This window comes from Buttiauxella noackiae ATCC 51607, from assembly GCF_001654865.1.
In the GTDB taxonomy this organism is placed as follows: Bacteria; Pseudomonadota; Gammaproteobacteria; order Enterobacterales; family Enterobacteriaceae; genus Buttiauxella; species Buttiauxella noackiae.
Genome location: NZ_LXEO01000069.1, coordinates 1 through 15,177, shown reverse-complemented (window position 1 = coordinate 15,177; position 15,177 = coordinate 1). Strand labels below are relative to the sequence as shown.

The 15,177-nt window shown below is 53.3% G+C and carries 15 protein-coding genes and 1 pseudogene; 5 read left to right on the top strand and 11 right to left on the bottom strand.

The window, feature by feature from the left end:
* The 9 genes from M979_RS21680 to M979_RS23445 all read right to left on the bottom strand — a co-directional run.
* On the bottom strand, positions 1–300 hold a 300-nt coding region (locus M979_RS21680; RefSeq protein ID WP_064556349.1), incomplete at its 3' end, for an IS3 family transposase.
* Between the two features lie 205 nt (positions 301–505).
* Positions 506–1,222 (bottom strand): plasmid SOS inhibition protein A, encoded by a 717-nt coding sequence (locus M979_RS21675; RefSeq protein WP_167350293.1) that lies wholly within the window; start codon positions 1,220–1,222, stop codon positions 506–508.
* A 53-nt stretch (positions 1,223–1,275) separates the two neighbouring features.
* Entirely contained in the window at positions 1,276–2,589 is a 1,314-nt protein-coding gene (locus M979_RS21670) for a DGQHR domain-containing protein (protein ID WP_064556347.1), read from the bottom strand.
* Between the two features lie 751 nt (positions 2,590–3,340).
* The gene (locus M979_RS21665; RefSeq protein WP_064556346.1) at positions 3,341–3,847 is read right to left on the bottom strand and encodes an antirestriction protein ArdA; all 507 of its coding nucleotides are present in this window, start codon (positions 3,845–3,847) and stop codon (positions 3,341–3,343) included.
* Between the two features lie 752 nt (positions 3,848–4,599).
* The gene (locus tag M979_RS21660) at positions 4,600–5,373 is read right to left on the bottom strand and encodes a hypothetical protein (protein WP_064556345.1); all 774 of its coding nucleotides are present in this window, start codon (positions 5,371–5,373) and stop codon (positions 4,600–4,602) included.
* Positions 5,374–5,689: 316 nt separating this feature from the next.
* On the bottom strand, positions 5,690–6,445 hold the full coding sequence (locus tag M979_RS21655) for a hypothetical protein (protein ID WP_064556344.1): 756 nt from the start codon (positions 6,443–6,445) through the stop codon (positions 5,690–5,692).
* Positions 6,445–6,726: a hypothetical protein gene (locus M979_RS21650; protein WP_064556343.1), complete on the bottom strand. Its 282-nt coding sequence runs from the start codon at positions 6,724–6,726 to the stop codon at positions 6,445–6,447. Before M979_RS21650 ends, M979_RS21655 begins: the two co-directional genes overlap by 1 nt.
* A gap of 409 nt (positions 6,727–7,135) precedes the next feature.
* Positions 7,136–7,900 (bottom strand): N-6 DNA methylase, encoded by a 765-nt coding sequence (locus M979_RS21645; protein ID WP_157093288.1) that lies wholly within the window; start codon positions 7,898–7,900, stop codon positions 7,136–7,138.
* 255 nt (positions 7,901–8,155) lie between these two features.
* Entirely contained in the window at positions 8,156–8,314 is a 159-nt protein-coding gene (locus M979_RS23445) for a hypothetical protein (protein ID WP_157093287.1), read from the bottom strand.
* A 166-nt stretch (positions 8,315–8,480) separates the two neighbouring features.
* On the opposite strand from M979_RS23445, the pseudogene M979_RS22895 reads away from it, so the two are divergent.
* Positions 8,481–8,761, top strand: a pseudogene (locus M979_RS22895) (DUF4113 domain-containing protein); the annotation flags it as partial.
* 81 nt (positions 8,762–8,842) lie between these two features.
* On the opposite strand, the gene M979_RS21640 reads toward M979_RS22895, so the two are convergent.
* Together M979_RS21640 and M979_RS21635 are read right to left on the bottom strand one after the other, a co-directional pair.
* Positions 8,843–9,817, bottom strand: a complete 975-nt coding sequence (locus M979_RS21640; RefSeq protein ID WP_064556342.1) for a ParB family protein — start codon at positions 9,815–9,817, stop codon at positions 8,843–8,845.
* A 2-nt stretch (positions 9,818–9,819) separates the two neighbouring features.
* Positions 9,820–11,022, bottom strand: coding sequence for an AAA family ATPase (locus M979_RS21635; protein WP_064556341.1), 1,203 nt, complete (start codon positions 11,020–11,022; stop codon positions 9,820–9,822).
* 199 nt (positions 11,023–11,221) lie between these two features.
* Here M979_RS21635 and tnpA point away from each other — a divergent pair, with 199 nt between their 5' ends.
* From tnpA to repE, 4 genes are all read left to right on the top strand, one after another.
* A complete protein-coding gene (gene tnpA / locus M979_RS21630; RefSeq protein WP_064556350.1) occupies positions 11,222–11,599 on the top strand; it encodes an IS66-like element accessory protein TnpA in 378 nt (125 codons plus the stop codon).
* On the top strand, positions 11,599–11,946 hold the full coding sequence (gene tnpB, locus M979_RS21625; RefSeq protein ID WP_042922210.1) for an IS66 family insertion sequence element accessory protein TnpB: 348 nt from the start codon (positions 11,599–11,601) through the stop codon (positions 11,944–11,946). The genes tnpA and tnpB overlap by 1 nt, the downstream gene beginning before the upstream one ends.
* 49 nt (positions 11,947–11,995) lie before the next feature.
* Positions 11,996–13,537 carry an IS66 family transposase gene (tnpC, locus tag M979_RS21620; RefSeq protein ID WP_064556340.1) on the top strand — a complete coding sequence of 514 codons (1,542 nt, stop codon included), beginning with the start codon at positions 11,996–11,998 and terminating at the stop codon, positions 13,535–13,537.
* 480 nt (positions 13,538–14,017) lie between these two features.
* The gene (repE, locus tag M979_RS21615) at positions 14,018–14,767 is read left to right on the top strand and encodes a replication initiation protein RepE (protein ID WP_064556339.1); all 750 of its coding nucleotides are present in this window, start codon (positions 14,018–14,020) and stop codon (positions 14,765–14,767) included.
* The last annotated feature ends 410 nt before the right edge of the window (positions 14,768–15,177 follow it).

The window sequence follows — 15,177 nt, the reverse complement described above, 5'->3', positions numbered from 1 at the left end:
CCACTGAACCACTGAACCACTACCAGCAAGCATAAAATGAGCTGCGGCCTGATTGAGAGACATATGTTGCTCGGTAACAGCTTTAACGACCTGCACGCGCAACTCTGGATCAGCGGAAACACCTTTAGGTTTGGGAATTAAACCCTCTTCTCCATGCTTTTCATAGAGGGCAACCCACATCCTAACCTGGGTTCTGGGAACCCCAAATCGGGCAGAGATGATCCGGTAACCATCATCAGTGGTGAAGTAGTGCTTAACAACCTCAAGACGTTTCTCAAAGGAGTATTTTGGCTTTGCCATATAAGGGACTATTCCATTTTATAGTCCAACTAAATGGGTGCAGTGCAGGTTAATTGAAAAATTACTCGGGGCTTTTCTCTTTCTGCCTCACTACCTTCCAACATTGCTGCCAGTCGCAGGAGGCAAAAAGCCTCAAGCGCCACGGGTATTATACTGCTAACCGCCTCACTCTGACCAGGAATACCCGCTAAAAACTGTCGAAAAGTCAGACACTTTTTGTCGCCTGCACAGTCAGTTTATTCGGGACATATAACCGTTCCTGCGCCCTGATGACCGCCTGGGTGTCCTGCACCAGTACCTGCAAATTCATCGCAATCACCTGCGGCTCATCACGGCTGTACTGAAACCACGCCAGCGACCTGAGCGACGGGAACCGGCGCTGCCAGTGCCAGAACATATCCAGCCAGTCCTGTTCTTTCAGTTCCGGATGGCGCTCATGCCACTGCACAAAGGTATCCGGACTCTGAAAATTCAGCATTATGCGCGCCCGCTCAGCATAATGCTGATACTGCAATGCCTCCTGGGCACGACGCCGGGCGTCCTGGCGGCTCCAGGTCGAATGGTATTTATGCGCGGCCAGTCTCACCCGGTGCTTGTTACGTTCGCGGCGGCGAAACGCCGTTTCCGGGAACAGCCAGTCGCCGTCAGAGGTGGAAAGGGGTGACGGACAGTATTCGCCACGGGTACGGATCAGTGTGTTAAATGCCATGTCATAATCACTCAGGGTGGCCAGTCGTTCCGCCGGGTCCCACCGGATGCCGGGAATGCGTCGCAGTCCTTTGCCCGACGCTTTCCCGCGCCCGGTTAGCCTGTGAAAAAATGCCGCCGCATACGGGTAAAACTCCAGACCGGAACGACGTGGGGATTCTTCAACGTCGATAATGGCGCCAGTGGCCGCCTCCTGCTCAGGTCGTAAGCACACCAGGGCAAGGTGGGCCGCCAGGGTCTGGCCGCCCGTCAGGGCGGCCTTATCCGTTACGCCTGCACGTCCTCCGGATACTGCTCCTTTGCCCACTGACGCAGCTTGCGCATATGGTTGAGCGTCTGCAAAAATTCCCCTTCACTGCGGGCAATCATCAGCGGGATATCGGCCTTCAGACTGTCCATGGACAGATTTTTCTCGGCGGCCACTTTCTCCACCTTGCCGATCATCTCTGCGATGGCGTCATCGCTGACTGACTCGTCACAGGCTTCACGCAGCCACGCATGGGGATTGGCCGGATCCAGACCGAACAGCGCCAGCAGGTGCATGGCCGCCCGGCTCTGTGCCGCCGCATCACATTTCACCGTGCCACTTTGCGCATCAACACAGATACCGTGCCAGCGTTCGTGATGGAAAGTCTGAGAGCGGTCCTCACAGGTTGTATCCTGCTGACGGTGCGCACGCAGCTGCTGCGCGATAGCCTCCGCATCATGGTGTTCAAGCATCATAGCCGTCGCCAGACCAATGGCATTGACCATCACCCCATGCGTACCGATGGCCATCGTGCGGTAGGTGGACGCCCCCAGCATTTCCGCCACCCATTCCCAGTGCAGCGCGTCCGCCCAGGCACTCCACAACGTCACCGCCTCATGGCGCAGCGCGGCCGGGACCTCATCACCGGCACGCAGGCCAAACATTTTCCGGGTCGCATCATGCAGGGCCTTAAAGCTGACCAGCAGGTCACTTTTCCCCGGCACCACGTTGTGTTCGTAGTCCACCCGCATCGCCAGGGCGCGGACGCTGGAGGCAATGTGACGCACCAGGTCATTGACCGGATCTTTATGGTTGTACGCCATTGAAATGGCCGTCGCCGGTTTGGTGGCGTTGTTGTTGATGTCAGAGAAAAACTGCTGGCGGGTTTCCAGCGGCAGACCCACGGTCAGCAGCAGGGTGATCATGTCATTTGCATCAGGGCGCGCATCGATATATCCATAAATGCCCCCGCTGCGGTGCTGGCCATCGAACAGCTTGATATCCGCATCCATGGGAATGGACAACATGCCCACGTCGCCTTTTGTGCCTTCGGCGGCGTTAAAGATGACCGCTTTATCGATATTTCCGGTCAGCGTACCCAGGATCCAGTCGCGCTTTGTGTCATGTCCCCCGGTCAGATAGTTCGTGATTTTGCGTGAACGGACCTGGTTATGTTCGCGCTGCGAACGGGACATCACATCCCCGCTGTTATCGCTGGCCAGAATGCGTTTGAGCATATTCATCGGCACAAACAGCACATACTGCTCGCGGCCTGCCTGACGGCCACGAATGGCGGGAAATTCAAAAAAGTACTCATGGGTCTGGGTGGTCATCATTAGTCTCCTCCGGCTTCATTCTGGCGTCCTCCTTTCCGGTTTATTTCCGGTTGCGGAACGCCCCTCATTGCGCAGACTTTTTGACGGCGAAACGACGAAAGCAGGGGTGGAGGGCTGATTTTCTGAAGCCGGCGAAAGAAAATCTGACCGGAAAGCGCGAGCGGCCCTTGCTGCGCGGAGGTGCGCTGTCAGTCTGCATCAGCAATGAGAGGGGTTGCGCCGGAACACACAGGGTAAGGTGGCAGGCAATGAAGCCGGTTCACCGGCTGACACCTTAGCGGCCACCAGGGCGGCCAGTGAGAGCGGCGGCTGCACGTGGGCAGCTGCAAGCGTGGTGTTCAGGCATCGCTTGCTATCCGTAAGGACAGAGGCACCCCAGTGTCTCTGCGGAAGTGGGCGGGGCTGCGCGGCGCCCTCTGGAGTGCAGGCGACGACCCGGCCTCCGGACGGGAAGCCGAAGGGGCCACCGTGTTCTCATGCCCTTCTGGTTTTTCCAGTCCCCGAAACAACACCAAAAAAAGCAACGGCACCGGCAACACCAGAACAACCGGCACCGCTACAGATAACATGACAGGGTTCAGCTTATGGCGGGAGAGGTACAGCGTCCGGGACCCGGCACACCCGCCGCAGGCGAGGTGTTGCCGGTTCCGGCAGGCGGAAGGCCTGCCAGGGGTTTTTTCGCGGGCTGACAGTCAGGAACACAGCCGACCGGTAGAAAGTCAGGCGGGCGAACCCGCCTTGTCATTCATCAGCAGGCATAAAAGACATGGCCATTGCTGAAAAAGAGGTCTGAACTGAACAGGTCACTGGCAAACCGTTCAAAGTCGAAATAATCGCGCAGGCTTTGCGGCACCTCGCTCAGCATCCCGGTACTGTCCGCGTATTCGCGCGCGTACTCCTCTTCATCTTCGGCCTCGCCACAGTACGCCGCCTCAAACCGGTCAAAATCACACTCGCCGGTATAGTCCACCCACGCCAGCCAGGCGGCCGTCTGGTGGTTTTCCTCTGCGGATTTATACGCCTCCACAAACGCCCAGTTAATGTGACATTCTGAGGCCATACCGGAAGGAAAACCCTCATTGTCCTGGAACATCAGCTCCGGCTCGGCCTCGTCGGCGTGAAGCGCACGACAGGCGTCATAGAACTCCGCCTCATCATCAAAATCCGTCACATCCAGCCACTGACCGGCCAGGCTGCCGCAGTTGTATTTATAGTATGTGCCAACGTAAACCGCAGGGGTGGTAACTGTGTGCATAAAATCCTCCGTCGTGAATGTTATCTCAGCGCCGGCTTTCGCCGTGACGGCACGACAGACGGGCGTAAAGCGGAGAATGCAGGGGCGGGCCCGCAGGCCGCAGCGCAAACGACAACGCGCAGGCGGGCCGGACGGTGAGCGCGTGAAAACTGAACGCGCTCACGACGGGAGGAACGGTCAGAGGGGGCGTGCGAACGGGTGAGGAGCCCGGCGAAGCGAACCCTTGCAGGCGCAGCGGCCCGGCTACCGTAACGGCACGGCGTAAGCCGTCACGACACGGGAACCCCCTCCCCCGGCGCAAGGCGCCGCAAAAAGCGGAGCATCGCGACATCCTTTGTGATAGCGGTTGTCCACAATCCGGGTGAACATCCACCCGCGCAACCTGTGGATACTTTGCTGCAGGGCACGGAGCGAACCCCATGCCCCGCCCTGCTCAGTCTTTAACCACCATGGTGCGGGACATGATCAGTCAGCCAGTGTGGCCATCAGACTCACTCCAGCCGTGCTCATCTTCATCACCCAATTCCTGCGTGGCCTCTTCGCCATCGGTCAGCTCACCCTTGCTGAACACCCGGGATCCACAGTAATACTGCTGCCTCGCTGAACCCGTGTGTAAGGTCTGGTCTCTCCGTCGCCCTTCAGGCGACAAAACAGCGTGGCCATCGGGTCACGTCCTTTTCCCTTTCCGGATAGCGGTCGCTCAATGCGAGCGGTAACCGGAAAGGGCACCCGGGTGGGGTGCCCCGGGACAATCAGACGGCTTTGATGAAAGAGCGGAAGGCAACGGCACGGGACTCAATAGCATCACGGGCCTCACTGGCAACATAGCGGACTTCATCGCGCGACAACCATTTTCTGGCTGGGCCATGTGGATCAATCACCGTTCCTGTCGTCCAGCTTTCCGCCATTTTTTGTCCGTCACAGAAGATTTCATAACGCAGACAAAGCACCCGGCGACCACAGCGAAGGATCAGGTCGATATAGTCACCCTCCAGCCCGTCGTCGGCATCACAATAACCGCACACCTCCGGGTAGACTGCGACCACGCGGAAGGTAATATTTTCGGTGCCACGACACAGCAGAACCTCGTCCATTTCCTCCGGAAAGGTGCCGGCAATCAGCCGGTAACCCAGCGCCTCCACTTTTCGGCAAATGATCTCATACTGGCACTGCAACGCACTCAGCAGGCGAGCTTCCGCCAGGTCAGTTTTTTCCGGAAACCCCTCAGCGGTCAACGTGACACAGCCGGAATGGTTGTACCGGTGGGTATGGCGGGTGAGACGGACGCTCACGCTCCATTCACTGACTAGTCGGAGCAGTGCGCGGGTCATCGATGCGGTTAAGGTGTGCAGGTGGGGAATGATGCGCAGCAGATCAGCGGGTGCAAGTTCGCCGGTAAATAACACCCCGTCACCCTGGCAGTGTTGCAGGGAATACTCTGCCTGCAGGGTTTCAGGCCACAGATGCTGTGCCAGTGTGGTTTTTGCCTGGGTGTGGATAAGCGCGTCAGTGAATGAGTGATACATGATGGTGTCCTTCTGGTGTCGCCTCCCCTTCTCATGCGGCCGGGGAGTGTTGGCCGTGCAGACCTTCTGGTCCGCAGCACCAGGTGTGGGGTCAACAACCGGAAGGAGGCCGCAGCGCCGCGTTCCAGAACGCGGTGACCGGGGGAGTGACGGGCTGTTGATGCCGCACCGCAGCGGGCCAGTCTGCAACACGGCCATCAGTACCGGCGCCCCGGAAGAGGCACGCCAGAAGGGAACCTTCCCGCCTGAAAGGCGTTAAAAAGCGCGCCGGTATGGCGCGTCCTTTGGGTCCTCCCGGTTGACCGGGAGGACCCGCTCAGCCCCGGACCTGGGAAAAACTGGCGGTTAGATTGCGTTGCAGGTAGATCTGGCGACGCACTTCCGCTGCCAGCGTTTTCAGTGTGTCGCGGACCAGCCAGCGGCGGGCGGGTGCCCCGGGTGGAATAATACAGATATCCGGCACAGCACGGTCGGCCAGGCGCTGCTGACCAAAGTCCTGCCACACCACCAGTCCCACCTGCAGGACGTCTGAGCCGTCTTCAAAAATGGCACGTAGCCACGCGTTGATCTGCGCCTCTGAGGCAGTGAAGTCCGCCGGTAATGCATCCCATGGCTCCGCCGTCACGATATAATTTGCCGTCACCCGCTCAAAGAGGGGGAAACCGTTGCAGCGTTCACCGGTGTGAAGGGCGAGAGTCTGTTCCTTTTCTTCCAGTTCGGGGATCAGGTCGGCAAGCGCTGCCAGCAGAGCAGCTTTCAGACTCTGAGCGAAAAACACTTTTTCATCCGGGACCCCCTGCATCACCACGTCACCGTTCAGGCCATCCGTAATGCGGATATCGACCGGATACGCCTGACAGAGCGCCTGCAAATGCGCCACCGCGTCCGGATGCAAATAATGCTGTGCAGCCAGGGCCGGGATAAAATCACACAGCACGCCCGCCATCAGCTCACCCTGAACACAGATGCCACAACCTGCCGTCACCACAGAAACCGTCACGGCATCTGGCCACTGTTTTGCTGCCAGTACGCTGCGGCCCATGGCCGCAGTCAGGAGTGCGTGCAGCTTCATCACGCCACCTCGCCGTGACGGATACGGGAGGCAAAGGCTTTTGCCTCTGCGGCGGTATCAAACTCAAAACGCTGCCCTTTCGGATGTGCAGCAGAAAACACATCCACAAAGAAAAACCCTTTCCAGCCGACAAAACCAGCAAACTCCGGATCCCCCATTATCCCCTCGTAAGTGGTCTGAATATCAAAGTGACGTAATGTCTGCGCAAACGCGTCTGACGATGTCAGCAGCTTGTAGGACAGATACTGCATCAACTGGGTGACAACCTGGCGATCGTTCATCTCATTCTCCTGTGGGTGAAGTGTTATCGGGAAAAACCAGCTCTTTCTGGCGTTCCCCTTTTCAGGGGCGGGTCGTTGTCTCCCGCCATGAGCGACGGGCAGCAACGGGCCACAGGCAAAAATCACACCCCGGATGCAAGGCCGCAGCGCAAGCGCGCGACCATCGGGAGAGCGTGCGAACGGGCGCCGCAGAAGGCGGCTTGAATTTTGACGGCACGATGTAACCGTTTAAGCGATGGCAGGAGATAACGTCTGCAGGAAGGGTGGACGGGAGGGGGTAACCCGGAACAGGCCCGCGCAGCGGGTATCCTTTTCTGGGCAAGCCTCTGGCGGGACCCGTCCGGCGCGCCGGGAGCTTCAGCTCCCTGGAAGCGCCAGCAGTCACGGGGCTTTCGCCCCGTGGTGTCATTCAGTCAGGAAGAAAACGCCGGAAGCCGTCAACCAAATCACGGGCCGCCAGCTGCTGGCCCCAGTTGCCGATATACCACATGGGGGTCCGGTACGAGCGGTACGCCTTCAGCGTCAGTGAGTTGCCGACCACCACTTCCGCCGGCACGCCCAGATAGGAAAGCTGGAGGTAACACATATGCGCAGCAACCGCATCGATATCGGTGCAGCGCGCATACAGTTTTTGCTGTGGATTAATCCCCTGATCCAGCATCAACTCACAGGCCGCAATCACCATACTGCCCGCCCCGCAGGTGGGGTCATCCAGCGTAATGAAAGGATGCCTCTCCAGCTGCTTCGCCATGTGACTGACCGTGAGTTTTGCCATCAGCCGGGACGCGGAATAAGGCGTGAAAAACTGTCCCATGTGCGTCGATCCTATTTCCAGCTCCATAAAGATTTCCCCGAGGAAGTCCCCCGCACGACAGTCCAGGGCCCCGGCAATACAACCGATGAGTTGCGCCATCCGCGTCATGTCCTCTGCCTGGTAGCGCCCGGCGATAGCCAGATACTCTTCTTCCAGCACCGGCGAGCGCAGAAATGCGTTCTGCATGGCCAGAGTCCCCATGGCAACCAGATCACGGAACACTTCATGCCGGTGATGGTAACGCGCCGTTTCCCCGAGCAGGCGGATAAAACTGCGCTGGAATTTCTGATAACCGGTATTACCGGGGGCATTTTTTCGTTGAACCCGTCGCGGGGCGATATCGAGGGTTAATTGCGTCATTCTGGAGTTCCTTCCATTCCGGCAGTCTGCGGTGTGCTCCCGCCATACCGCACAGGACGCAACGGGCCTTCAGGAAAAAATCCAGCTCCGGATGCAAGGCCGCAGCGCAAACGAATGACCGAAGGGAGGGCGTGCGAACGGGCGCCGCAGCCGGTGGCTTGAATTTTTCCGGCACGGTGCGACTGTTAAGCGGAAGGGGGGAGTAACTGCTGACAACGTCAGGTAAGGGCTCACCACCTTTGAAAATATGAGGTATCAGCGTTGAACGTGGTCTTTATCCAGCAGACCCAGTCGCACCATATACGTCACGACGGATGCCGGTCGACGCTGGTATTCATGAGCAAAAGCATCGACATCGAGCATCCCGACTTCTGCCAGCGCAACCAGTTGCTGCTTTTCACCTTCCTTGCGCACGACTCACGGCACAGTATTTACTGCAGGTATACAGACAGGTTTTATTCTCTGCATGGATGAAGTTCTGAACTATTTTTAAAAAATATCATTCGGAGGCTTTATGTGCGGAAGATTCACGTAGTACAACACACGAAAATAATATCTTAGCTGGCTAGCAGATGAGACAGCACTAGATTTTATCTGGCAAGAAGGACATCGATACGCGAAGGCGGGAATTATGTTTAACGACTTTACTCCGACCTGTGTTTCGTAACTGAACATGTTTGATGCAGTACAGCCTCGACCACACAGTGAGGAATTGATGAAAGTGCTGGATGGAATTAACCAATTAGGACCTAGAAAGGTGTGGTTTGCGGGCAGGGGGATTGCAGCGGAATGGAACGAGAAATGTTTTCTCCTGCTTACACGACCCGTTGGAAAGATATACCCCATGCAAGATTTACATGAAAACATGGCGATTTCACTATGAAATTCATTACAAAAATCACTGTATAACAGTTAGTTAATCGTGAAATCGCCATGGCGAAACTACTCAGAAAGATGACGCTTTAGCACATCGTTTACAGCAATATCGATATCATCTATGAGTTCCTTCGGCAGGCGATTGAATTCATAAGCTAGTTGTCTTCCCTTAATACGCTTACGAGCAAACTTATCTTTGTCGTCAAATTCCCATAATGGCGAGACGACGGGTTTATCTCTTGCAGGCGCTGAAATGAGAGCCAGAGAAGTTTTCGAAACAAGCTTCAGAACAGCCGCTTTTTGTTCATCCTCTGGAAGCTGTGAGTCTCCAATGACTTCATCGAGATGGCTTGAGATATCATCAAGCAGCTGCTGGTAAGAAATGCCTTTTCCTGTGAGATTAGCATCAATATCAAGTAGCAATTTATAATCTGAAAAAGAAAGTTCTGACTGAACAGGGAATAAAGAGATCAATTCCTGTGGTACAGCTGCAGCCTGTAAAGCCCGTGTTACCTTGGCTTGAGACAGGCCTTCAAGCATTGCAATTTCTTTTTGATTTAAACCAGATTCTTTTAACCCTAACAACCGTAATCCAATTTCTCTCAAATTATGTTCTTTAGCCGTCTGAATATCTTTTGCCAATTGCCGCGCTTCTTCCACAGACAAGGAGTCATCAGTAACCATGATATTCAGGCCTACATGAACATGAATTGCCGAAGCTCTACGTCTGGAACCATCAAGAATCTCAATTCGGTTCCCCTCCTGCACACCAAAACAGGGGAAAAATTGCTGTAACTTAATAGTTTTGATTATGTCTTTTAAAGACTCTTTAGTAAGAGCTGATTGATCTCGACCATTGGTATCTTGGTTTACAAAAGTCTTCGAACTGACTTCATTCGCAGGGATACGTACTTCAACGAACTTAACTTTCCGGCCGCTCTTTAGCGTCAGGAATTGAGTTTTTTCTGTAGTTGAAGGTCCGTCTATTCCAACCTGAGAATTCAGTTGACGCCCAATTGTTTTTCTACCTTCCCTAGACATGATTAACCTCCGTTACTACGAATAAATTCGATACGATCAAACACAGCTTTTGCAAAATCCTCTGCAGCCACTTTCGCATTTTTGAGTGCTTCAGAGCTTCCATCATATGTAGCAGGATTAGCAGATATAACGGTATCAAAAGTTTCACCACAACGTTCAAAACCATCCAGTCTAGGAAGAACCATATCTAACATGTCAGCTCCAAAAACTTCTTTTGCTTGGCTATGGCAAATCTTGTGATCCGGCTTATTGAGGATTTTTGACATAAAACCGATGTTTCCGATCAAGTTACACTGATGGCCTTCTTGCTCAATACCGTCAATTAGAGCTGGTAAGCTGGATATAAATTTCAGAGATGAATGAAAATCTACTGTGGCAGGGGGTAAGGGGGTAAGCATCAAGTCAGCTGCACCAATACAGTTCTTCAGAAACGCATCCAAATGAGGCCCGCAGTCGATAAAAATGAAATCATAGTCATTTTCAAGTTTGTCGATGATGTTCTTTTTCAGAACGCTATGGATATTTTGACCTGGCAGATGTTCTTCACATAATCCTCTCCAGCCCTCGGCAATGAAGGCATCATCTATCGATGCAGGAATAACGTCTACACCGGGAATAATAGAAGGAGTGATAAAGTCAGAGATTAGTTCTTCACGTGAAACATTTTGCAGCATAGCTTGTGCAGCGGTTGTTTCAACCAGACCGACTGAATTTTCGTGATTCAAAAACATTGTAAGTGAAGCTTGAGGATCAAAATCAATTGCTAAAATTCTCAAGTCTTCAAAAAGAAGGTGAGGGTGTGCACGAAGTGCATGAGCTAAAGATGCTGTTGATACAGTCTTTGAACCGCCTCCTTTAAGATTAGAAACGAAAATCGTAAAGGCCTTATTATAGCGATTACGATATTTAGGTACTTCACGATAATGATATAGATCAATGACATTCTGCAATGTCATTGCGTACTTCATGCTATTACCAGATTGTTTTTTGTTGAAAATATAGCCTTTATTTTCCATTTCAGTTACAGCGTATTCGACACTACCTTTGCTTAGCTTGGGCAGTTTATATAAAGATGCCTTACTGTAAACTTGGTAAAATTCGTTAAGCTGTAATTCATTTTTCTGCTGGCGGATACTCTCGCTAAGAGATGTCAATAACTTGCCAGCTCTTGCCCCCACTTTCCTTAATTGCTCGATGTTTTCCATAATCACCTCCATGACGTTTTTTATCATTGTGGCAAAAAAACATCATGTTGGAAACAAAAACTCATGAGGTGTGATTAAATTTTATCTAGCTAAGAGCTATAGCCATCGTAAGCGTCCAGCGAGAGCCGTCTGGTCATAATCTGATTCATCCGACAAAGTGGTGTCCACCAAATAAGTAGTGGGAACCAAAGTGTCAGATATGCAGAAAAATGTGACTCCCGGCAGGCGTAAGGGCTGCCCTAATTATTCTCCTGAGTTTAAGCAGCAGCTTGTTGCGGCCTCCTGCGAACCCGGCATCTCCATCTCAAAACTGGCGCTCGAAAATGGCATTAACGCCAATCTGTTGTTCAAATGGCGCCAACAATGGCGTGAGGGAAAGCTGCTATTACCTTCCTCAGAGAGTCCTCAGCTACTCCCTGTGACTCTCGATGCCTCCTCCGTACAGCCAGAACTAACCGCTGAGGGCCCGGAGGCTCTCAGTATCAGCTGTGAGGTAACGTTCCGGCACGGGACGCTTCGCCTCAACGGCACCGTCAGCGAAAAGCTCCTGACTCTGCTGATACAGGAACTGAAGTGATGATCCCGTTACCTTCCGGGACCAAGATCTGGCTGGTTGCCGGTATCACCGACATGCGCAACGGCTTCAACGGGCTGGCTGCAAAAGTGCAGACGGCGCTGAAAGATGATCCGATGTCCGGCCACGTCTTCATCTTCCGGGGCCGCAGTGGCAGTCAGGTCAAACTGCTGTGGTCTACCGGAGACGGGCTGTGCCTGCTGACCAAACGGCTGGAGCGCGGGCGCTTCGCCTGGCCGTCAGCCCGCGATGGCAAAGTGTTCCTGACACCGGCGCAGCTGGCAATGTTGTTGGAAGGCATCGACTGGCGACAGCCGAAGCGGTTGCTGACCTCCCTGACCATGCTGTAGGCCTCTTTATCCTGGTTGTTGCAGAATAAGCCTGGTAAAATGCGGGCTTATGAACGACACCTCTTCTGACGACATCCTTCTGCTGAAACAGCGCCTGGCTGAACAGGAAGCGTTGATCCACGCCCTGCAGGAAAAGCTGAGCAACCGGGAGCGCGAAATAGACAAGCTGCAGGCGCAGCTGGATAAACTTCGCCGGATGAACTTCGGCAGTCGTTCCGAAAAGGTCTCCCGCCGCATCGCACAGATGGAAGCCGACCTGAACCGGCTGCAGAAAGAAAGCGATGCTCTGACCGGTCGGGTGGATGACCCGACAGTGCAGCGTCCGTTGCGTCAGACCCGCACCCGCAAACCGTTCCCCGCATCACTCCCCCGTGACGAAAAACGGCTGCTGCCGGCAGAGGCATGCTGCCCGGACTGCGGCGGTGCGTTGAGTTACCTGGGCGAAGATGCCGCCGAACAGCTGGAGCAGCTGATGCGCAGCGCCTTCAGGGTTATCCGGACCGTGCGGGAAAAACACGCCTGCACAAAATGCGACGCCATCGTGCAGGCCCCCGCGCCTTCACGCCCCATCGAGCGGGGTATCGCCGGGCCGGGGCTGCTGGCGCGCGTGTTGAGTTCAAAGTATGCAGAGCATACCCCGCTGTATCGTCAGTCAGAAATATACGGTCGCCAGGGTGTGGACCTGAGCCGTTCACTGCTGTCGGGCTGGGTGGATGCATGCTGCCGGCTGCTGTCACCGCTGGAAGAGGCGCTTCAGGACTATGTCCTGACCGATGGCAAACTCCATGCCGATGATACCCCGGTGCAGGTGCTGTTGCCGGGTAATAAGAAGACGAAGACCGGGCGGTTGTGGACATACGTTCGCGACGACCGCAACGCCGGGTCAGCGCTGGCACCGGCCGTGTGGTTCGCCTATAGCCCGGACAGAAAAGGCATCCACCCGCAGACCCATCTTGCCGGCTTCAGCGGTGTGCTGCAGGCGGATGCATACGCCGGGTTCAACGAGCTTTACCGCAATGGCCGGATAATGGAAGCCGCCTGCTGGGCTCACGCCCGCCGAAAAATCCACGATGTGCATGTCCGAACGCCATCGGCGCTGACGGATGAAGCCCTGAAGCGTATCGGCGAGTTGTATATCATCGAGGCGGAAATAAGGGGAATACCGGCAGAACAGCGCCTTGCCGAACGTCAGCAGAAAACGAAGCCACTGCTGAAATCACTGGAAAGCTGGCTGCGTGAAAAGATGAAAACCCTGTCGCGACACTCAGAACTGGCGAAAGCCTTCGCATACGCCCTGAACCAGTGGCCGGCCCTGACGTACTATGCAGACGATGGCTGGGCGGAAGCAGATAACAACATCGCTGAAAATGCTCTGCGGACGGTCAGCATGGGTCGAAAAAACTGGCTGTTCTTCGGTTCTGATCACGGAGGTGAGCGCGGCGCGTTGCTGTACAGCCTGATCGGGACGTGCAAACTGAACGGAATCGATCCGGAACGTTACCTTCACCATGTGCTTGACGTTATTGCAGACTGGCCGGTAAACCGGGTTGTTGAACTGTTGCCATGGCGCGTAGTCCTGCCCGCTGAATAACTTATCTTCGTCAATACGGTTCTCGCTGCACGCTTACTAGCCATCTAAGACAGGTTGAAAAAATCAATACCCATTCCAAGAAGGAAATCTTTGATATCCGCAACGCTCGCCACAGCCATACGACCGAGCGATAGCGAGCGAGTAGGCGAGGAAGCGTAATTTAACGTGGCTTGCAGGTATCAGAGGACACACTTATGCACATATACAACGGTATTTTTTAAAGATCTTTTTAAGGATCTTTTTATGTTGTTTTTAGGCACTCGACAAACCCTTGCTAGACAAGCCTCTCAAGCAATCCTCTGTGACAGATTGCCCTGATACTGTGACAGATCACCCTTAAATAGGCATGTTATCTGTGACAAATTGCCCTAAACCCTGTGACAAATCACCCTCACTAATCCAATTTATTCACACACTTATTGACAGGCTTGCATATCAGTGACAACCTTAATCGTTGTCACACTTTGATGGGATATCACGATGACAGATCAACCTCTGATAAATACTACGAGACGTAAAAATAGTCCTCGCATAGTTCAGTCAAATGAATTAACTGAAGCAGCTTACAGTCTGACTAGAGATCAGAAACGTATGTTGTATTTGTTTGTTGATCAGATACGCGGGCACGATGGCACGTTAAATGATCATAACGGAATTTGTGATATCCAGGTTGCACATTACGCTAAAACTTTTGGATTAACTTCTGCGGAGGCAAGTAAGGATATTCGTAACGCATTAAAAAATTTTGCTGGCAAGGAAGTCGTTTTCTTCAAACCTGAAGATGATGCGAATGGAGAGCATGGATACGAGTCATACCCTTGGTTCATTAAGCGGGCCTATAGCCCTGCTCGCGGTACATATAGTGTTCATATCAATCCCTACATTATTCCATTCTTTGTTGGCCTTCAGAATCGATTTACTCAGTTTCGATTGGGAGAGACTAAGGAAATCACCAGTCCCTATGCGATGCGTCTTTATGAGTCGTTATGCCAGTATCGCAAACCAGATGGCTCGGGCGTTCTTTCCCTTAAAATCGACTGGATCATGGATCGATATCAACTGCCTCAAAGTTATAGCAGAATGCCTGATTTTCGGCGTCGTTTCCTTCAACCAGTCGTTGAAGAGATTAATAACCGTACTCCTATGAAAGTTTCATATGTTGAGAAGAAGAAGGGCCGACTAACTACGCATATTGTTTTTAGCTATTTTGACGACCAACGGCCCCTTTAATTCTATTATTTGACTTTCTGGTTTTTCCCGTCTCCATAGGCATAATTCATACTTCCTATCAATTTGCTATCTGATCTCATACTGTACCAAATTCGATACCTCGTCTGAGGCTATCAATTCCTCACCTTCTTTGGCTTACTCAACTTGATACGTTTAATCAGGGTGCTTTGTCACACTTATTATCCAATGCACCGTTAAACCTCGGCCTTTAGGTTGGGGACGATGTCAAATAAATAGTATACCAATAGTTAGTTGAGGGTAATTTGTCACAACTCATGCAGATCGGTGGGATATATAAGTGCAATTTGTCACAGTTTCGTCAGATACGGGGAATACTCAAAGCCGAGGGGAGATTGTCACAGTTCCGGCAGGCGCCGGAAAGACCTGAAGTTGAGGGTAAATTGTCACGG